The sequence below is a fragment of the Staphylococcus sp. FSL W8-0304 genome (assembly GCF_038006565.1).
Taxonomy (GTDB): domain Bacteria; phylum Bacillota; class Bacilli; order Staphylococcales; family Staphylococcaceae; genus Staphylococcus; species Staphylococcus epidermidis.
The window spans coordinates 949139-968849 of sequence record NZ_JBBOVL010000001.1 but is presented as its reverse complement, the minus strand read 5'-3'; the positions used below and the strand labels follow the sequence as shown (position 1 = coordinate 968849).

The 19711-nt window shown below is 32.2% G+C and carries 16 protein-coding genes; 3 read left to right on the top strand and 13 right to left on the bottom strand.

The features are described from left to right. Position 1: 1 nt before the first annotated feature. Complete coding sequence (locus tag NST35_RS04480) at positions 2-1315, bottom strand: Mur ligase family protein (protein ID WP_002447448.1); 1314 nt, start codon at positions 1313-1315, stop codon at positions 2-4. Positions 1316-1536: 221 nt separating this feature from the next. On the opposite strand from NST35_RS04480, the gene ftnA reads away from it, so the two are divergent. Both ftnA and NST35_RS04470 read left to right on the top strand, forming a co-directional pair. Beyond that, positions 1537-2034 carry an H-type ferritin FtnA gene (ftnA, locus tag NST35_RS04475; RefSeq protein ID WP_002447449.1) on the top strand — a complete coding sequence of 166 codons (498 nt, stop codon included), beginning with the start codon at positions 1537-1539 and terminating at the stop codon, positions 2032-2034. Positions 2035-2226: 192 nt separating this feature from the next. After that, on the top strand, positions 2227-2781 hold the full coding sequence (locus tag NST35_RS04470; protein ID WP_002458549.1) for a 3'-5' exonuclease: 555 nt from the start codon (positions 2227-2229) through the stop codon (positions 2779-2781). Positions 2782-2811: 30 nt separating this feature from the next. On the opposite strand, the gene dinB is transcribed toward NST35_RS04470, so the two are convergent. The 7 genes from dinB to gatC all read right to left on the bottom strand — a co-directional run bounded on the left by dinB (position 2812) and on the right by gatC (position 10716). Continuing rightward, on the bottom strand, positions 2812-3882 hold the full coding sequence (dinB, locus tag NST35_RS04465; RefSeq protein WP_002458550.1) for a DNA polymerase IV: 1071 nt from the start codon (positions 3880-3882) through the stop codon (positions 2812-2814). Positions 3883-4193: 311 nt separating this feature from the next. After that, on the bottom strand, positions 4194-4736 hold the full coding sequence (locus NST35_RS04460; RefSeq protein WP_002458551.1) for a DUF3267 domain-containing protein: 543 nt from the start codon (positions 4734-4736) through the stop codon (positions 4194-4196). A 143-nt stretch (positions 4737-4879) separates the two neighbouring features. Beyond that, positions 4880-6250 carry a 23S rRNA (uracil(1939)-C(5))-methyltransferase RlmD gene (gene rlmD / locus NST35_RS04455; RefSeq protein WP_002458552.1) on the bottom strand — a complete coding sequence of 457 codons (1371 nt, stop codon included), beginning with the start codon at positions 6248-6250 and terminating at the stop codon, positions 4880-4882. 89 nt (positions 6251-6339) lie between these two features. After that, positions 6340-7290 (bottom strand): diacylglycerol kinase, encoded by a 951-nt coding sequence (locus tag NST35_RS04450; protein ID WP_340747266.1) that lies wholly within the window; start codon positions 7288-7290, stop codon positions 6340-6342. A 224-nt stretch (positions 7291-7514) separates the two neighbouring features. Further along, positions 7515-8942 carry an Asp-tRNA(Asn)/Glu-tRNA(Gln) amidotransferase subunit GatB gene (gatB, locus tag NST35_RS04445; RefSeq protein ID WP_002457087.1) on the bottom strand — a complete coding sequence of 476 codons (1428 nt, stop codon included), beginning with the start codon at positions 8940-8942 and terminating at the stop codon, positions 7515-7517. A gap of 12 nt (positions 8943-8954) precedes the next feature. Then, a complete protein-coding gene (gatA, locus tag NST35_RS04440) occupies positions 8955-10412 on the bottom strand; it encodes an Asp-tRNA(Asn)/Glu-tRNA(Gln) amidotransferase subunit GatA (RefSeq protein ID WP_002458553.1) in 1458 nt (485 codons plus the stop codon). 1 nt (position 10413) lies between these two features. Continuing rightward, positions 10414-10716 (bottom strand): Asp-tRNA(Asn)/Glu-tRNA(Gln) amidotransferase subunit GatC, encoded by a 303-nt coding sequence (gatC, locus tag NST35_RS04435; protein WP_001830435.1) that lies wholly within the window; start codon positions 10714-10716, stop codon positions 10414-10416. Between the two features lie 378 nt (positions 10717-11094). Between gatC and putP the strand changes: the two genes are divergently transcribed. Continuing rightward, positions 11095-12630, top strand: coding sequence for a sodium/proline symporter PutP (gene putP, locus NST35_RS04430; RefSeq protein ID WP_002458554.1), 1536 nt, complete (start codon positions 11095-11097; stop codon positions 12628-12630). A 327-nt stretch (positions 12631-12957) separates the two neighbouring features. Here the strand turns inward: putP and NST35_RS04425 are convergent, their stop codons facing one another. The 5 genes from NST35_RS04425 to NST35_RS04405 form a co-directional block, all read right to left on the bottom strand. After that, positions 12958-14166 carry a CamS family sex pheromone protein gene (locus NST35_RS04425; protein ID WP_002447460.1) on the bottom strand — a complete coding sequence of 403 codons (1209 nt, stop codon included), beginning with the start codon at positions 14164-14166 and terminating at the stop codon, positions 12958-12960. A gap of 19 nt (positions 14167-14185) precedes the next feature. Further along, complete coding sequence (ligA, locus tag NST35_RS04420) at positions 14186-16183, bottom strand: NAD-dependent DNA ligase LigA (RefSeq protein WP_002458555.1); 1998 nt, start codon at positions 16181-16183, stop codon at positions 14186-14188. Between the two features lie 3 nt (positions 16184-16186). Beyond that, complete coding sequence (gene pcrA, locus NST35_RS04415) at positions 16187-18376, bottom strand: DNA helicase PcrA (RefSeq protein ID WP_340747265.1); 2190 nt, start codon at positions 18374-18376, stop codon at positions 16187-16189. Further along, positions 18373-19065, bottom strand: a complete 693-nt coding sequence (locus NST35_RS04410; protein WP_002447864.1) for a heptaprenylglyceryl phosphate synthase — start codon at positions 19063-19065, stop codon at positions 18373-18375. Before NST35_RS04410 ends, pcrA begins: the two co-directional genes overlap by 4 nt. Before the next feature lie 322 nt (positions 19066-19387). Beyond that, a complete protein-coding gene (locus NST35_RS04405) occupies positions 19388-19690 on the bottom strand; it encodes a YerC/YecD family TrpR-related protein (protein WP_002458557.1) in 303 nt (100 codons plus the stop codon). Positions 19691-19711: the final 21 nt, after the last annotated feature.

The following is a 19711-nucleotide window of genomic DNA, read 5'->3' as shown; positions in this document are numbered from 1 at the left end:
CTTACGATTGCCCTCCTTCAAATGAGCGATTAAGTTGTTCAAGCATTGGTGTTAATGATGTATAGTTTGGAATTGCTACCGTAAATGAACTGTATTTCATAGTTAATGCAGTCGCTTTGTAGATATCCTTTTCAACCTTAATAGGCACTTCAACTTCAGCAAGTTTGAGACGTAATTGTAGTTCCTCAGCACGTGTACCACTTACAATGATAGCTTCGATATCTTGGGTAGCCAACTTTTCAAAGTCAGCATCGTATATCCATGAAATATCTCGACCATCTGCCGCGTTGTCATTAAGACTAATCACATAAACTTTTTTATCATCAATTTGTTCGCCTACTGATAGGCTTGCATTCATTCCAGCTGGATTTTTTGCTAGATTAATCATAGCTTCCTTCTTATTTTTTGAAAAATACTGCATTCGACCATTATCAGACGTATATGTTTCAAAACCTTTGCGTATTGCATCATCATTTAATCCCAATTCTCTTAATACGGTATAAGCTGCTATTGCATTATAAGAATTAAAATCTCCTGCAATTTTCATATTAAACTCACTTTGGTTTATTATCATTTTTAAGAATGGTGAAGCTTCAAATGATGACACTTCATATGTAGGTACTTCTCGTTTAAATCCACACTCACAGTGATAATGTCCAATTTGATTATAATGTATATAGTCATATTGCAATAATCGTCCACAATTAGGACAATATTTACTTTCATTCATTGTACTTTGTTCAAATTCATGTGCAAATTTTTTCATTCCGTAATACACAATGGAATGACTTGCAATTTTCAAACGACTCACAAACGGATCATCTGCATTTAATAATAATTTTATCCCTTTGTTACTTATTGATTTTGCAATATTATCAACCATAATATCGATTTCACCAAATCGATCCATTTGATCTCTAAAGAAATTTGTAAACACCATCATAGAGGGTGTAATTTCGTTTAAAACACGTGGTATAGATCCTTCATCTATTTCAATTATCGCAATATTAGTATCCTTAGAGCTTTGCATAATGAAAGCAGAAGTTATCCCTGCTGCCATATTTGCCCCTTCATTATTGTGAATAATGTTTATTTGATTTTTCTTTAAAGTATGTCCAATTAAGTTAGATGTAGTCGTTTTACCATTAGTCCCACTAATAAAAACAATGTCATCTACTTGTTTAGCTAATTTTCTTAAAATATTATGATCCACACGTCTTGCAATCTGTCCCGGCAAGTCTGTACCCTTTTTACCTACAGCTATACTTGCTTTCCTTGCTAACTTAGCCATGTGGGTTGCAGTCCATTGTCTCATGCGTTTCCTCCTCCAATTTGCACTCGAGTAATTATAACACGTAAAGGGTATAACAAAAAAGATTCTCATCTAAGATGTGCTATTCATTTCACAAATTAGAATAATTATTAATAAAAACGATAATCACTACTTATAGATTAGAATAATTATTATTTGCTATTGAGAAATGTTTTGTTATAATATACAAGAATCTTATTTTTATTTATACGGGGTGATTGAAGATGTTAAGTAAAGAACTATTAGCAGCTTTAAATGAACAGATGAATCAAGAATATTTTGCAGCGCACGCATATATGGCAATGGCGGCATACTGTGACAAAGAATCTTATGACGGATTTGCAAATTTTTATATAGAACAAGCTAAAGAGGAACGTTTCCACGGTAAAAAAATCTATGACTATATCAATGATCGTGGCGAACATGCTATTTTTGATACAATTAAAGCTCCTAAAGTAGAATTTTCTTCTATTTTAGAAACATTTAAAGATAGTTTAGCTCAAGAACGTGATGTTACTCAACGTTTCTATAATCTATCGGAATTAGCTCGGAATGATAAAGATTATGCTACAATTTCATTTTTAAACTGGTTCTTAGATGAACAAGTTGAAGAGGAATCTACATTTGAAACTCATATAGATTACCTTACTCGTATTGGTGACGATTGTAATACACTTTACTTATATGAAAAAGAATTAGCAGCGCGTTCATTCAACGAGTAATAATTACAATAACTTATTCCTAAATATTGTGTTATTTACCCTTAAATCTCCTCAAAGATAAATGATTTAAGGGTTTTTTTAATGCATAAATCATTTGTTTTAACCCGTTTGACTATCTATAAAATTGTTATTGTAATAAAATATTGACATTAAATACTCACATAACCAAAAATAATTGAAAGGAATGAAATAATGGCACAAAATGCATTTGTTGCACTGGACTTTGAAACTGCTAACGGTAAACGAACAAGCATATGCTCTGTAGGAATGGTCAAAGTTATTGATAATCAAATAACAGAGTCATTTCATACCCTTGTGAATCCTTTTGACTACTTTACTGAAACAAATATTAATGTACACGGCATCCACCCCGAAGATGTGCAAGATGCTCCTGGATTCAAGCATGTCTATCCATATATGCTACAATTTATTGATCAACTTCCTGTTGTTGCCCATAATGCTGCTTTTGATATGAATGTGTTACATCAAAGTTTAAAAAGTCTTAATATAGATACTCCTTCTTTGACATACTTTTGTTCATATCAATTAGCTAAACGAACAATTAATGCATATCGTTATGGACTAAAGCATTTAATGAATCATTACCATTTAGATTTTCACGGTCATCATGATGCGTTAAATGATGCTAAAGCTTGTGCAATGATTACCTACCGCTTATTGAAACATTATGATGATCTTCAAAGCATGTTAAATATATATGAAAAAAATCTTAAAGATAAAGGCTGATTGTCCACTTAACCTGTGTTCATCAGCCATTTAAATAAAATCATATATTGTTAAATTTTTAAAATCAGATTGCACTAAACTCCCAACCGTTACACCTATTAATCGAATCGGAATCTCTGGATCTTTTAAGTCGTTATATAAAGTATATGCAATATTATAAATATCAGTTTCAGTACGAATAGGATCTCTCAAACTTTTTTGTTTTGAGATTGTTTCATATTGATAAGTCTTTATCTTTACAGTGACTGTTTTTCCTGATTTTTGAATTTTATTTAAACGCTCTGCTGTTTTTCCTGAAAGCTCTCTTATTTTTCTTAAAATAACATCATCATCGTTAACATCTGTAGAAAATGTCCTTTCAGTCCCAACAGATTTACGAACTCTACTCGCCTTTACTTCATTATGGTCTATACCTCGAGCTTTATTATACAAACCTCGTCCTCTTTTACCGAACAAGCGTATTAATTCAAATTCATCTTTATTATATAAATCTTGACCTGTATATATATGATGTTGATGCATTTTTTTCTTCGACGCTTTGCCTACCCCTGGAAAATCTCCAATATCTAATTGCATTAATATTTCATGTACATTATTGTAATCAATAACTGTCAAACCATTTGGCTTGTTCATACCACTCGCTAACTTAGCTAAAAACTTATTATAAGACACGCCAGCTGACGCAGTTAAACGTGTTACTTCGTATATATCTCTGCGAATATAATTTGCAATAGTTGATGCTGATAAATCCGGTCTCACTAAATGTGTAATATCTAAATAAGCTTCATCTAAAGACATAGGTTCTACTAATTCTGTATAACTTCTGAATATTTCCATGATTTGACCAGATACCTCTCTATAAGCATCAAAACGGCTTGTTACATAATAGCCATTGGGGCACAGCTTATGTGCTTGAGTCATAGGCATAGCAGAGTGAACACCATAAGCTCTTGCTTCGTATGATGCCGTAGAAACAACGCCTCGATGACTCGCTTTACCACCAACGATGACAGGTTTTCCTTTTAATTTAGGATTATCTCTCATTTCAACTTGAGCAAAAAAATAATCCATATCTATATGAATAATTCTTCTTTCAGTCATCGACTCACCTCACTATGTCTTCCAAAAAATAGCTTTATACTATTATACGCCATCAGTTTTATCATTACATGTATTGTGCACATGATAATACTTGTATTGTTTATTTACTTAATGTAATAGCAAAAATAGGACTACAATTTTAGAATAAATTCATAGTCCTATCCTTTCCTACATAAGTGGTTATGTGAATGTAGTTGCATATTTTAATGAGATATTTGTTTATTACGATGGAAACGAGTTGAAACATAAGAAATGAAATTTTTAAATCAATTATCAACTTTAATATATGCGCTTGTCAGTATAATTAGTGATTATTCATAATAGGTTTGAGTGGGCTTTTGTTGATAAAGATACAAACCTTCTCCATAAGTTTGTATATATTTGAATTTGCTTTGTAGTGCCAATGCTACTAAAAACACATCTATTATGCAATAACTTGTATGTATACTAAACATAAAGATTAAAGATGAGAAGGAATATATTTGAATAAGTGCTAGTAAGGTCGCACTTATGATAACAAGTGGTGCTACCATGATAATTGTAAATTGCCACCGATGAAAACAAGTCTGAGAGAACTGTACAATAATTTTGTTTTTATCATATTTTAAAGATGGTTTTTCACCTTTAGAAAATATAATGAACAAAATACGATGGATAAACTCGTGCAAAATAACTAACACTGCGAAACCTACAAAGCCCAAAATAAGATTCATGACAAGATTTTGTTCAATGATATGTGTTGTTTGATAAGCCCATTTATAAGTAAATAGTATTGTAAATAACGCCAATACAATTTGTAACAGAACAAATCGTTGGATTTGAAATTTATTGCCTGATAAATCTATTTTATGCACATTCACCCCTCCAGTTCTCTATTTTCAAAAATAGTATACAATTTTTATTATAGCTAAAAAAGACCTTTTTCAATAAAGTAAGTTGCCTGTAATACAATCTTAACAATCACTTCAAAATAATAATGAATTGACTTCTATTAAATTCACTCTTCGTCTTTACGTACAAATAAAGCTACAGTCTCAATATGTGTTGTTTGTGGGAACATATCAACTGGTGTAATTTCTACTAACTCGTATTGTTCAGCCAATATTTGCGCATCTCTTTGTTGCGTTGAAGGGTTACATGATATATAAACAATCCTTTTCGGATTTAATTTTAAAAGAGTAGTTAAGAAAGTTTCATCGCATCCTTTTCTAGGTGGATCTACCATGACTAGGTCAGGTTTAATCCCTTGTGATTTCCATGTTAAGATAACATCTTCTGCTTTTCCACATTCGAAAGTCGTATTTTTTAGTTGGTTTTTAGTCGCATTGTCTTCCGCATCTTTTATGGCTTGCGGAACAACTTCTACTCCATAAACATGTTTGGCTAGTGGTGCCATATATAGCCCAATCGTTCCTATACCACAATACGTATCCAATACTATTTCTTTTCCTGTTAATTGAGCATAATTCAGAGCTTGCTGATAAAGTTTTTCAGTTTGTGATGAGTTAATTTGATAAAATGATAAATCAGAAATATGATAAATTACTTCACTTAATTGGTCTTCAATTTTGTCTTTACCATATAAAGTCATTGATTGACGCCCCATAATAACATTAGAATGGCTATTGTTTATATTCTGTTTAATACTTGTTATATTTGGAAATTCTTTTTTCAGCTTGTTTACTAACAGTTCTGATTGTTTAAATGTTGCTCCATTTGTAACAAAGATAACCATCATTTCATCGGTATGATAACCAGTCCTTACTACTAAATGACGTACTAAACCTGTTTTCGCTTTTTCGTTATATATAGATATATTTAATTCATTGAGCCAGTACTTCACTCGATTCATTACTTCTTGATGTTGTTTATCTTGTATAAGACAACTATCCATATCTATAATGTCATGGCTACGTTGTCTATAGAATCCCATTATAACTTGATTGGAGTTACCTTGACCTACAGGGATTTGAGATTTATTACGGTAACGCCAAGGATTATCCATGCCAATAGTTTCCTTTATGATGGTATTCTCAAAAGGGCCTTTTCTGTGAAAAAGATTAACTACTTGTTCTCTTTTCATATCCAATTGTGCTCTATATGTCATATGTTGTAATTGACAACCACCACACTTTGCATAATAAATACAAGGCGGTGTCACTCTATCATCACTTTCACTTATGACCTCTATCAATTTTCCTATAGCAAAATTCTTTTTCACTTTAATTAATTTAAATTTAATTTCTTCATCAATTAAAGCATTAGGAATAAAAATTGGATATCGATCAACTTTAACAACTCCGTGTCCCTCATGAGTTAAATCAATAACCTTTCCCGTTTTAACTTCGTTTTTCTTAAATGTTTCCAATTTTTTCCCTCCCACATACAAAAAGGTTAGGAATATAATATGTGGCATTCCTAACCTTAAATTTGATGTCGTAACTAGTCGTAATAATTTCATTGCTTATCTGGCGTAATATCAGGTATTGTACTATTTTCTAATAGTTCTTCGTTAAATACATCTTTAGGTGTGAAAATTTCTATGTGCTGTTCTAAATTAAGGAAATTTGCAGGTAATTTCCCACCGTATTCACCATCAACATTAAGTTGCATATCAGTAAATGATGAAATATTAATAGACTTCGCTTTAGCATAAATGACTTTAGGATGCTTTGTGTGCTCACCTCGAGACGCTAATGTCATAATATGGCCCAATTCAGCAAGATTTGCTTTTTCTACAATAATTAACGTGAAATAACCGTCGTCAAGCTTCGCATCTGGAACTAATTTTTCAAAGCCAGCCATTGAATTCGTTAAACCTAGAAGGAATAGTAAAGCTTCTCCTTGGAAGATATTATCATCATATTCGATACGTACATCTACCGCTTTCATTTGAGGTAACATTTCAAATCCTTTAATGTAATACGCGAACGGTCCTACAATTGATTTCAACTTACTTGGTGTTTCGTAAGATACTTGTGTTAGTTTTCCCCCTGCAGCTAGGTTAATGAAATAACGATTATTCATCTTTCCAATATCTACCTTGGTTGTATGACCATCAATAATTACATCAATCGCTTCCATTATATCGTTTGGTAAATGAAGCGCTCTTCCAAAGTCATTAACGGTTCCCATTGGTATTACACCTAATTTAGGACGATTGGGTTGCTCGGCGATTCCATTGACCACCTCATTTAACGTACCGTCACCTCCAGCTGCAATGAGTAAATCATATTCATTTTCTAGTGCTCTTTCAGCTTCAAAAGTAGCATCACCAATTTTTTCAGTTGCATATGCACTCGTTTCATAACCTGCTTTCTCAAGTTTAATCAGTGCATCTGGTAATACACGTTTAAAAAGTTCTTTTCCTGATGTTGGATTATATATAATTCTTGCACGTTTTCTCATAGTTAATCCCTCAAATTCATATACTCATTACTTATATTATATGATTTATACATCAGTTAAAAGTATTTATTTCCGATTTCTCTAAACTATTCGGTACTACAAAGGTAAATTATATGTAATTTTAAACATTAAGAAACTTAATACCTATACTTTTCAAAAGTAATAAAAGCTTCTAACAAAGTTCATATCCTTTGTTAGAAGCTTAAAGTATTATAATTTTCGAATTAACGGTTATCTAATTCTTGTTTTAATAGGCTATTAACTTTTTGTGGGTTAGCTTGACCTTTAGAAGCTTTCATAATTTGACCCACTAAGAATCCCATAGCTTTACCTTTACCATTTTTATAATCTTCTATTGATTGTGGATTATTATCTAAAGCATCAGTTACAAATTTAAGTAATGTTGCTTCATCAGAAATTTGTACTAAACCTTTATCTTCCATAATTTGTTTAGCATCTCCACCATTTTCAGCTAGTTCTGGAAAAACTTTTTTAGCGATTTTACTACTCATTGTTCCGTCTTCTATTAATTTTATCATACCAGCTAAATTTTCAGGAGTTAGTTGCGTATCTTTTAATTCAACTTGATTTTTATTAAGATACTCGTTAACACCACCCATTAACCAGTTGGAAGTAAGTTTAACATCTGCACCATGGTCAATTGCGCCTTCAAAGAAATCAGACATTTCTTTAGTTAATGTTAATACATGCGCATCATATTCTGGAAGTCCAAGATCATTTACGTATTTAGCTTTACGTTCATCTGGTAATTCTGGAATTGTTTCTCTCACACGTGCTTTCCAATCTTCATCTACATACAATGGTACAATATCTGGTTCAGGGAAATATCTGTAATCATCTGAACCTTCTTTCACACGCATTAAAATTGTTTTACCAGTAGATTCATCAAATCGACGTGTTTCTTGACCAATCTCTCCACCATTTAATAATTCTTCTTCTTGACGTTTTTCTTCATATTCTAAACCTTTTTTAACGTAGTTAAATGAGTTAAGGTTTTTCAATTCAGTTTTTGTACCAAATTCCTTTTGACCATATGGGCGAAGTGAAATATTAGCATCACAACGTAGGGAACCCTCTTCCATTTTACAATCAGATACACCCGTATATTGAATGATTGAACGTAGTTTTTCAAGGTAAGCATATGCTTCTTTAGGTGAACGAATATCGGGTTCAGATACAATTTCAATTAATGGCGTACCTTGACGGTTTAAGTCTACTAAAGAATATCCATCTTTATGTGTTGATTTACCTGCATCTTCTTCCATATGAAGACGTGTAATACCGATACGTTTTGTTTCCCCATCAACTTCAATATCAATATAGCCGTTTTCTCCAATAGGTTGATCAAACTGAGAAATTTGATATGCTTTTGGATTATCTGGATAGAAATAGTTTTTACGATCGAATTTAGAATTTGTAGCAATATCCATATTTAATGCCATTGAAGCTCTCATTGCCCAATCTACTGCACGTCTATTAACTACTGGTAACACACCTGGATAAGCTAAGTCGATAACATTTGTATTTGAATTTGGTTCAGCTCCAAAATGTGCTGGTGATGGAGAGAACATTTTTGAGTCCGTTTTTAACTCAACATGAACTTCAAGTCCGATTACTGTTTCAAAATGCATGATTTCCACTCCTTATAAATTTTCGTATGCGTCATGTAAGTTGTATTGTGTTTCAAATTGATAAGCAACACGATATAACGTTTTTTCATCAAAAGGTTTACCAATTAATTGCAAACCAATTGGGCGTCCGTTTGATTGTCCACAAGGAACTGAAATACCAGGTAAACCGGCAAGGTTAACTGGTGTAGTTAATAAGTCATTCGCATACATAGTTAAAGGATCATCAATTTCTTCGCCAATATTAAATGCTGTTGTAGGTGCTGTCGGTCCAACCACAACATCGTAAGATTCAAATACTTTGTCAAAATCATTTTTAATTAACGTTCTAACTTTTTGAGATTTTTTATAGTATGCATCGTAATAACCTGAGCTTAAAGCAAAAGTACCTAAAAAGATACGTCTTTTGACTTCTTCACCAAAGCCTTCCGATCTAGACATTTTATATAATTCTTCTAACGATTGTGCTTCTTTAGAATGATATCCATATCTAATACCATCAAATCGCGCTAAGTTTGCTGAAGCCTCTGATGACGCAATAACATAATATGATGGAATACCATATTTTGTATTTGGTAATGAGACTTCGTCAACTTCAGCACCAAGTGATTTTAACGTTTCAACCGCTTCTTTTACAGAAGTCTTCACTTCTTCACTTACACCCTCACCTAAATATTCTTTAGGTAATGCAATTTTAAGACCTTTAATATCTTTACCAATATCAGAAGTAAAATCTACATCATCAACAGGTGCGCTTGTAGAATCATTCGCATCAACACCGGAAATTGCCTCAAGTACTAATGCGTTATCTTTAACATTACGCGTGATTGGTCCAATTTGATCTAAAGAAGAAGCAAATGCAACTAAACCAAAACGTGATACACGGCCATAAGTCGGTTTCATACCAACTACGCCACAATAAGATGCAGGTTGTCTAATAGAACCACCAGTGTCTGACCCTAAACTAAAAGGAACTAAACCTGCTGCAACTGCTGCTGCAGAACCACCTGAAGATCCACCTGGTACTGCTGTGTGATCGAAAGGATTTAATGTTTTCTTAAAATATGAAGTCTCTGTAGAGCCACCCATTGCAAACTCATCCATGTTTAATTTACCAATTAATACCGCGTTTTCATCATGTAGTTTATTCATTACAGTGGATTCATAAATAGGTACAAATCCCTCTAACATTTTACTTGCACACGTAGTTTCTACATCTTTTGTGATGATATTATCTTTGATTCCCATTGGAATTCCAAATAGTTTACCATCCATTTGATCTTTAGCTTGTAATTCATCTAATTCTTCGGCTTTTTTTATTGCATTTTCTTTATCTAAAGCTAAGAATGACTTGATTGTTGGATCAGTTTCTTCAATAGCTGCGTATATATCTTTTACTACATCAGAAGGTTTAATTTCTTTATTTTTGATTAATTCAGTTAATTTTTCGATAGATTCAAAACGAATACTCATCTTAAGCGTCCTCCCCATTCATGATGGATGGCACTTTAAATTGACCATCTTCTGTTTCTTTCGCATTTTTCAATGCTAATTCTTGAGGAATGCCCTCGATTGCTTTATCGTCACGTAATACGTTTTGTAAATCTAATACGTGATAAGTTGGCTCAATACCTTCTGTATCGGCACTATCATTTTGTTTCGCAAAATCTAAAATACTTTCTAAAGTATTAGCCATTTCTTCTGTTTCTTCAGAAGAAATTTGAAGTCTAGCTAAATTAGCAATATGTTCAACTTCTTCACGTGTAACTTTAGTCATTAAATAAAAGCCTCCTTAATACTCATTCATCACCAAATTGTATCAAATTTCGGACCAAAAATCTAAATATTTATGAATAAGTTACTCAAAATAAACACTTGATATTTAAGGTGTTTAATAAACTTTTACATATGAATACCGCTAATTGTCATCTCTATGTCTTAAAATGATAGATGAATTAAATTTTAATTCTAATAATAATTTTGTACATATTTATGCAATAGATATTGATTAATCAAAAGACACATTTACGGTTAAACACCTTTTATCAAAGACTTTTAATACTACCATTAAAAGTTTTACTTTTCTGAACATTTAGTTACATTGTATAATATTACATGTATCTTATATCATTATTTAATAAAGGGAGTGTTAATTATGTTTACATTAGGTACAGCTCTCAGTAATCAAATTGATGCAAATTGGCAGACTTACGTTATGATTATTGTCTATTTCTTAATCCTTCTAATTATCGGCTTCTATGGTTATCGACAAGCTACAGGAAACTTAAGTGAATTTATGTTGGGAGGGCGTAGTATCGGACCATATATCACAGCATTATCTGCTGGTGCCTCTGATATGTCTGGATGGATGATTATGGGACTTCCAGGTTCAGTATACAGTACAGGTTTATCCGCCATTTGGATAACAATTGGATTAACCTTAGGTGCATATATTAATTATTTTGTTGTTGCTCCAAGACTACGTGTATTTACTGAGATTGCGGGAGATGCTATTACACTCCCAGACTTTTTTAAAAATAGACTAGATGATAAGAAGAATATTATTAAAATTATTTCAGGATTGATTATTGTCGTTTTTTTCACTCTATATACGCATTCAGGTTTCGTTTCTGGCGGAAAACTCTTTGAAAGTGCATTTGGATTAAACTATCACGTAGGACTTTTGATAGTGGCTATTATAGTTATTTTTTACACTTTCTTTGGTGGCTATTTAGCTGTATCAATTACTGATTTTTTTCAAGGTGTGATTATGCTTATTGCTATGGTAATGGTACCTATCGTTGCAATGCTTAAACTCAACGGTTGGGATACATTTCATGATGTTGCTCAAATGAAACCTACAAACTTAGATTTATTTAGAGGAACGACTATTTTAGGCATTGTTTCATTATTTTCATGGGGACTCGGATATTTTGGTCAACCACATATTATAGTAAGATTTATGTCTATTAAATCACATAAATTACTACCAAAAGCCAGACGTCTGGGAATAAGTTGGATGGCAGTCGGTCTATTAGGAGCGATTGGTGTGGGATTAACAGGAATTTCATTTATATCTGAAAAGCATATTAAATTAGAAGATCCTGAAACACTATTTATTGTGATGAGTCAAATTTTATTTCATCCGCTTGTAGGTGGATTTTTATTAGCAGCCATCCTTGCTGCAATAATGAGTACTATCTCTTCACAATTACTAGTAACATCAAGTTCTTTAACTGAAGATTTCTATAAACTAATCAGAGGTTCAGATAAACCATCATCACACCAAAAAGAGTTTGTTTTGATTGGACGATTATCAGTTTTACTTGTTGCGATAGTTGCTATTACGATTGCTTGGCATCCAAACGATACAATATTAAATTTAGTTGGTAATGCTTGGGCTGGCTTTGGAGCTGCTTTTAGTCCTTTAGTACTCTACTCTTTGTATTGGAAAGATTTAACACGTGCAGGAGCTATTAGCGGAATGGTAGCTGGTGCTGTAGTTGTTATTGTTTGGATTTCTTGGATTAAACCTTTGGCTGCAATCAATGCATTCTTTGGTATGTATGAAATTATACCAGGTTTCATAGTTAGCGTATTGATTACGTACATCGTAAGTAAATTAACAAAAAAACCTGATGATGTTTTTATTGAAAATCTAAATAAAGTTAAACACATCGTTAAAGAATAAATGTACAATTATCAGACTATATCAACATGATAAAATTGATTAATTAAGTAACAATTAGAAGTATAATTTAAATACTTTTCTAATATACAGTGTCAATTTCTTTCATTCACTTAAGAAAATAGCTATGAAGAAATCTATCAATATAAATTTCTTCATAGCTAATTTTTTATATTTAAATTTATTGACGACTCGAAAAATGAGTCAAAATTATCAATAATATCAAATTGCAAATATATTCCTTTGCTGTTAGGTTGACCAGTAAACTTAATTTGAATTCTATCCTATTCTTTTCTATACAATGAAATGGGTGTCATACTTCATAGGTAACTAATTATGATAAATATGAACTTGTGGTTCTTTATCGTCTTTAGTTTTACTAATGAGAGCACGTGGAGTATTTCCATCTTTGATTCTAATTTCATACTCATCTAGTTTATCAAAATACTTTTCGGCTTGTTCTGTAACATATTGTGTAATACCTATCGTTTCTGCCTGTCCGTAATAATCTATAGGCAAATCAACTGTAAGTTGTTTAGCTTTTTTATTTACGAATTTAACCTTACCAACTGCTTGTGTGAAGTTTGAAAAATACGATTGCAAATTATCATTAAACTGTTTAAAGTTATTATTCAACGTTTCATCATAATCAGCTGCAGTTGACGAAGGAATTAAGGCTGCTTTTTCATTAATATTATCCCATGAGTTAATTTTAGTTTTACCCTCTTCAACTGTAGTACCAACTATAAATTCACCTGGTGTAATGGAATCTTGACTAGATTGTTTATAGATAGCAAAATGAATAGGAATATCTTTTAAATCACTATTCTCACGTAAACGAGAGAGCATTTCACTAGCCATCTGTTTACCTTGCTTTTCAATCTCTTTATCAGATAAATCTTTACTATATGTTTCGCCATCTTTCTCTTTTTTGTAATAATAAACACTATTCATAGCTAAACCAATTGACATGCCTTTTATATTTTTACCTTTAGAATCACTGTTTCCATAAAAATCCTGCTCGAGTATATTTGAAAGATAGGCTGGAGAATTTTCAGCTATTTTCTCTTCATCTGTTTCACCATTGTGAGATGGATTGAGTCCAAGATTCTCATTAGCATTTTTGCTTTGCTTTTCTTTTTCGCTCATCTTGTCAATTTCTTTTTTTGTATATTTCGGATCTAAGTATGCATTAATCGTTTTTTTATCTAAATATTGTCCATCTTGATATAAATACTTATTTGTTGGAAAGATTTCTTTACTTAATTCTAGTAAACCACTTTCAAAATCTTCTCCATTATAACCATTTGCCATATTATCTTGTAATAATCCACGAGCCTGACTTTCTTTAAAGGGCAATATAGTTCTATAGTTATCACCTTGAACTTTTTTATCAGTCGCTATTTGTTTCACTTGATTTTTATTATGGTTATCCTTATGTTCACTTTGTTCTTTATCTGATGAAGTTTGTTTATGTCCATCTCCGCAAGCCGTTAATAATAACAGTATCGACATGAGTAAAAATATTGTTCGCTTCATTCACGTACTCCTCTAATTATTAGATTCCATTTTGTTTTTCTATAAATGCTGCTTCAGTCCAAATTTCAGTACCGTACTTCTCAGCTTTGGCTAATTTAGACCCTGCATCTGCTCCAGCTATGACAATATCAGTACTTTTAGTCACGCTATTTGTAACTTTAGCACCTTGCATTTTCAACCATTCAGATGCTTCATTTCTTGTCATTTGCTCGAGTTTCCCTGTTAATACAATTGTTTTCCCACTAAAATCAGGATGACCATCAATTTCAGTTGTTTTAATTCCTTTATAAGACATATTAACATTTTTATTACTTAATTTTTCAATTAATGAACGAATATCACTATTTTCGAGATATGTTACAACAGATTGTGCAAGTTTATCTCCAATATCTTGAATTTCAATTAATTCACTTTCTGTTACTTTAAAAAGTTGATCCATCGTTTCATATCGCTCAGCAAGTACTTGACTAGCTTTTACACCTAAATGTCTAATACCTAGTCCAAATAATAAATGCTCTAATGACTGTTCTTTAGATTTTTCTATTGCTAATAAAAGATTATCAACTTTCTTCTTTCCCATTCTCTCTAATGGTAATAAATCTTCTTCTTTTAAATAGAAAATATCTGCGACATCTTTGATTAACTGATTTTCGTATAGCTGATGAATAATTTTGGTACCTAAGCCATCTATATTCATCGCTTGTCTTGAAACGAAATGTATAAGTCCTTCAATAAGCTGTGCCTGACATTTTGGATTAATACAACGTAAAGCAACTTCTCCTTCAATACGAACTAATTCATGTCCACAACTAGGACAATGTGTTGGCATATGATAAATTTCCGATTCGTTAGGTCGTCTATCTAAAATACTTTTTACAACTTCAGGGATGATGTCCCCGGCTTTTTTAATAACAACACTATCTCCGATACGTATATCTCTTTCATGTATTAAATCTTCATTATGAAGAGAGGCTCTTGAAACTGTAGTACCAGCTACTTTTACAGGTTCTAGAATTGCAGTTGGTGTCACAACACCCGTACGTCCAATACTTAGTTCGATATCCAATAATTTTGTAATAACTTCTTCAGCTGGAAATTTATAAGCAATTGCCCATCTTGGAGATTTTTGTGTATAACCCATTTCCTCTTGTTGAGATAAATCGTTAACTTTTATAACAATACCATCAATATCGTATGATAAAGATTCTCTTTTGCTTGTCCATTTCTCTATATAATTAAGTACGCCCTCAATATCTGATACTCGTTCACGTTCTTGGTTAGTTTTAAAACCTAGTTGGTCCAATTCCTCTAGCGCTTCACTTTGTGTTGTTGCATTAAACTCGGTTAGGTCATTCACACTATATAAGAAGACACTTAATTTTCTTTTCGCAGCTAGTTTAGAGTCAAGTTGTCTTAAAGAACCAGCAGCAGCGTTTCGTGGGTTTGCAAAAGGTTGTTCACCATTTTCTTCTTTTTCATTATTCAAATGAATGAATGAACGACGTGGCATATAAGCTTCTCCACGGACCTCAAAATTGAGAGGTTCTTTAATTTTTAGTGGTATAGCATGTATAGTTCTTAGATTTTCAGTTATATCCTCACCTGTCGTACCATCACCACGTGTAAGTCCTTGGACAAAACGACCATTTTCATATTTGAGTGAAACGGCCAAACCATCTATTTTAAGTTCACACATGTATTCGACCTGACCAATACTATCACGAATACGTTGATCAAATTTTCTTAAATCTTCTTCATTAAACGCATTACCTAAACTTAACATAGGCGTGTCGTGATTTACTTTTTTAAAAGAAGACTGGGCTTCGCCACCCACACGCACTGTTGGAGAATCTGTCGATTTGAATTCTGGATATTTTTCTTCAATTTCAATCAGCTCATGTAATAACTTATCATACTCGCTGTCAGGCACTGAGGGATTATCTTGTACATAATATTCATAGCTATATTGATTCAACAAATCATGTAATTTTTCCACACGCTTTTTAACATCTTGCATCCCCTATGAGTCCTCCTTCTTTGTTATTGGTGCGAACTGAGCTAATAATCGTTTTGGACCTTCTGATTTAAATATAATATCCAACTCTACAGATCCGTTTTTTTCATTCACGTTACTAACCATCCCTTCACCCCATGCTTTATGCATAACTTTATCTCCTACTTTCCAATCAGATGAGGAAACTTGTTTTTTAGTTGATGTCGTACGCTTACTAAACCTTCTTTTAGGTTGAGATTTAGGAGATATAGTTTGTCTTTTTTGACCGGTATGACTATCAAGTAGGTCTTCTGGGATTTCTTTTAAAAATCGAGATGGCATATTGGATTGAGAACGACCAAACAACATTCTGGTCGTTGCATTTGTGATATAAAGCAACTCTTCTGCTCGTGTAATTGCTACATAACAAATACGACGTTCCTCTTCCATTTCATGATCATCTTCACTTTTAATTGCTCTTATATGCGGGAACAACGACTCTTCCATTCCCATAATAAAAACTATAGGAAATTCAAGACCTTTTGCTGAATGCATTGTCATCAATGTAACACCATTCTGTGTATCTGCTTCGTCAATATCAGCAACTAATGATAAATCTGTTAGAAAATTAATAAGCGATTGTTCCTCTAAAGGTGTATTTTCCTCATAATCTTTAGGTACAGACATAAATTCATCTAAGTTTTCTAATCGACTTCGTGATTCAATACTTTGTTCTCGATCAAGCATGTCTTTATAGCCTGATTTTTGTAGTACTTCATCTACGATTTCACTAATTTCGAGAAATTCTTGTTCTTTGATTAAATTTTGAATCATTTCATAAAAGCTGATACATTCTTGAGTAACCTTTTTAGAGAGACCTATAAAATCTACCTCAGCCAGTGCGTCAAACATACTTATACTATTTTGAAGTGCATAGGTTTGGATTTTTTCAACAGATGAAGGTCCAATACCACGTTTAGGCACGTTAATAATACGTTGCAAACTAATATCATCATTGCTATTAGCAATAACCCTTAAATAACTAAGTAAATCTTTAATTTCTTTACGGTCGTAGAATTTTTGACCTCCAACCATTGTATAAGGAATATTTGATTTCATAAATGTTTCCTCAAGTACACGTGATTGGGCATTTGTTCTATATAATATAGCCATTTCACTATATTTTTTACCACCGCGTTGATGCTTCATTATTTCTTTAACAACGTATTCTGCTTCATCTCTTTCAGTCATAGCTTCATAATACTGAATTTTGTCTCCTCCAGAATTTGCAGTCCATAGACCTTTAGGTTTTCGTTCAGAATTATGTTTTATAACTTCATTTGCAGCATTTAAAATATTCTTAGTTGAACGATAGTTCTGTTCGAGGAAAATTGTCTTTGCTTCAGGATAGTCCTCTTCAAAAGATAAAATATTTTGTATATCAGCTCCTCTCCAACCATAAATAGATTGGTCAGAATCACCAACAACACATAAATTTTTAAATTTGTTTGCTAATAGTTTTACTAAAGTATATTGTGCCTTATTAGTATCTTGATACTCATCTACATGTATATATTGAAATTTATTTTGATAGTATTCTAGAGTTTCGGGTACTCGTTCAAATAAATTAATAGTTGTCATAATTAAATCATCAAAGTCGAGTGCTTCATTACGTGATAACTGTCTTTGATAACCTTTGTATACCGTTGCAACCATTTGAGAGTGAAAATCATTCGCCTCTTTTTGAGCATCCTCAGGTGTTTTTAATTCATTTTTTAAATTGCTAATTGCACCAATAAACATACGCGGCTCAAATCGTTTACTGTCAATATTTTCACTTTTCAATACATCTTTAATCACTGATTTTTGATCTGTAGGATCAATGATAGTGAAATTTCTTTCAATGCCAATACGATCAGCATCTCTTCTCAGAATTCTTACACACATGGAGTGAAAAGTGGACATCCAAATCACTTGCGCTTCTTCTCCCACAAGATGTTCTACACGTGCCTTCATTTCTTTAGCTGCTTTATTTGTAAACGTAATAGCTAAAATATTATAAGGTGATACATCTTTTTCATCTAATAAATACGCAATGCGATGTGTTAACACACGTGTCTTTCCTGATCCAGCACCTGCCATAATAAGTAATGGCCCTTCTGTTGTTCTAACCGCTTCACTTTGCTCTGAATTCATATTTTTTACTAGCGCATTCATTTATTAGACTCCTTTATCTTTACAGTTTTTAATGCTTTTTTAATGTCGTTATATATAATATCGCCAACAACAATGGTATCCGCAATGTTAGACATTTCTTTAGCTTTGTCAATGTTTGTTATACCACCGCCATAAAATAATTGCGTATGTTGAAGCATATTTGCAATCGCTCTAACCTTATCAACATCTCCATATGTGCCACTATATTCTACATACATAATTGGAAATCGATATAATTCTTCTGCCATTTGTGCATATGCTTCGACGTCTTCTATATCTAATTGAGTATAAGCTTTGGTAATTTTTGCAACTTTACTATTCGCGTTTAGAACGACATATCCCTCGAAAAAAACTTCATCAAAATTAATCACATGTCCATATTTTTTAAGGGCTTCTAGCAAAATTTCGTTATGATATTTTGTATCCTTACTATTCATGACTGTTGGAATAAAATAGAAATCAAAACCAGGCATCACACTTTCTACATTCGAAACTTCTAAGACAAGTGGTAAAGGATAACGTCTTACTCTACTCATTAAATGAATAACATTATCTTCTGTTACATCATCTGTCCCACCAATAATTATTGCATCAGTGTTAGACATACACAGTGCCTCTAAATCTTCATCCGAAATTGATTTAGCCGGATCTAATTTAAACATATGTTTCCACTTGGTTATGTCGTACATTTTATGAAACTCCTTTATTTAACATACCCTAAATTATAGCATTTTTAAGTTTTAAGTTCTAAAGACTAAATGAGTTAATCATATATGATTTTAAGTCATATTTAATTTAACATATGCTTTAAGCAAAATATGTATCTTGCTATTAAATTCAATAACTAGATACAGTGTGGATTCGTTATAATAGTTCACACAAAATGCTTAAATTAATTATCTTTAAAAATTTAGCTTCATTAAAAAATAGCTTTGAAAGATTTCAATAAATCTTTCAAAGCTATTAATGTATTAAATGAAGCACTGAAATCAGACGAAAATATATGCATTCTTATGCCTTTGTTTCAATATTTAGTCTATTCAAAATCATTGTATAAGCATCATTACCCCATTGTAACGAACGCTTTACTCTAGAAATCGTTGCAGTTGATGCACCAGACTCTTCTTCAATAGTTGCATAAGTATAACCTTGCTTAATCATTTTAGCAACTTGAAGTCTCTGAGATAATGACTGTATTTCATTTACAGTACATAAATCATCGAAAAACTGATAACATTCTTCTCTGTTTTCTAGTGCTAAGATCGCATCAAATAATTCATCTAATGACTGACCTCTTAATTTTTCAATTTGCATCTCGAACAACCCCTATACAAA

Bases quoted from the DNA above. Each gene is read 5' to 3' on its own strand.
- NST35_RS04405 (WP_002458557.1), bottom strand. From the start codon at position 19,690: ATGCAAATTGAAAAATTAAGAGGTCAGTCATTAGATGAATTATTTGAT.
- NST35_RS04470 (WP_002458549.1), top strand. From the start codon at position 2,227: ATGGCACAAAATGCATTTGTTGCACTGGACTTTGAAACTGCTAACGGT.
- NST35_RS04480 (WP_002447448.1), bottom strand. From the start codon at position 1,315: ATGAGACAATGGACTGCAACCCACATGGCTAAGTTAGCAAGGAAAGCA.
- putP (WP_002458554.1), top strand. From the start codon at position 11,095: ATGTTTACATTAGGTACAGCTCTCAGTAATCAAATTGATGCAAATTGG.
- gatA (WP_002458553.1), bottom strand. From the start codon at position 10,412: ATGAGTATTCGTTTTGAATCTATCGAAAAATTAACTGAATTAATCAAA.
- pcrA (WP_340747265.1), bottom strand. From the start codon at position 18,376: ATGAATGCGCTAGTAAAAAATATGAATTCAGAGCAAAGTGAAGCGGTT.
- dinB (WP_002458550.1), bottom strand. From the start codon at position 3,882: ATGACTGAAAGAAGAATTATTCATATAGATATGGATTATTTTTTTGCT.
- ligA (WP_002458555.1), bottom strand. From the start codon at position 16,183: ATGCAAGATGTTAAAAAGCGTGTGGAAAAATTACATGATTTGTTGAAT.
- gatB (WP_002457087.1), bottom strand. From the start codon at position 8,942: ATGCATTTTGAAACAGTAATCGGACTTGAAGTTCATGTTGAGTTAAAA.
- NST35_RS04410 (WP_002447864.1), bottom strand. From the start codon at position 19,065: ATGTACGACATAACCAAGTGGAAACATATGTTTAAATTAGATCCGGCT.
- ftnA (WP_002447449.1), top strand. From the start codon at position 1,537: ATGTTAAGTAAAGAACTATTAGCAGCTTTAAATGAACAGATGAATCAA.
- gatC (WP_001830435.1), bottom strand. From the start codon at position 10,716: ATGACTAAAGTTACACGTGAAGAAGTTGAACATATTGCTAATTTAGCT.
- NST35_RS04425 (WP_002447460.1), bottom strand. From the start codon at position 14,166: ATGAAGCGAACAATATTTTTACTCATGTCGATACTGTTATTATTAACG.
- NST35_RS04450 (WP_340747266.1), bottom strand. From the start codon at position 7,290: ATGAGAAAACGTGCAAGAATTATATATAATCCAACATCAGGAAAAGAA.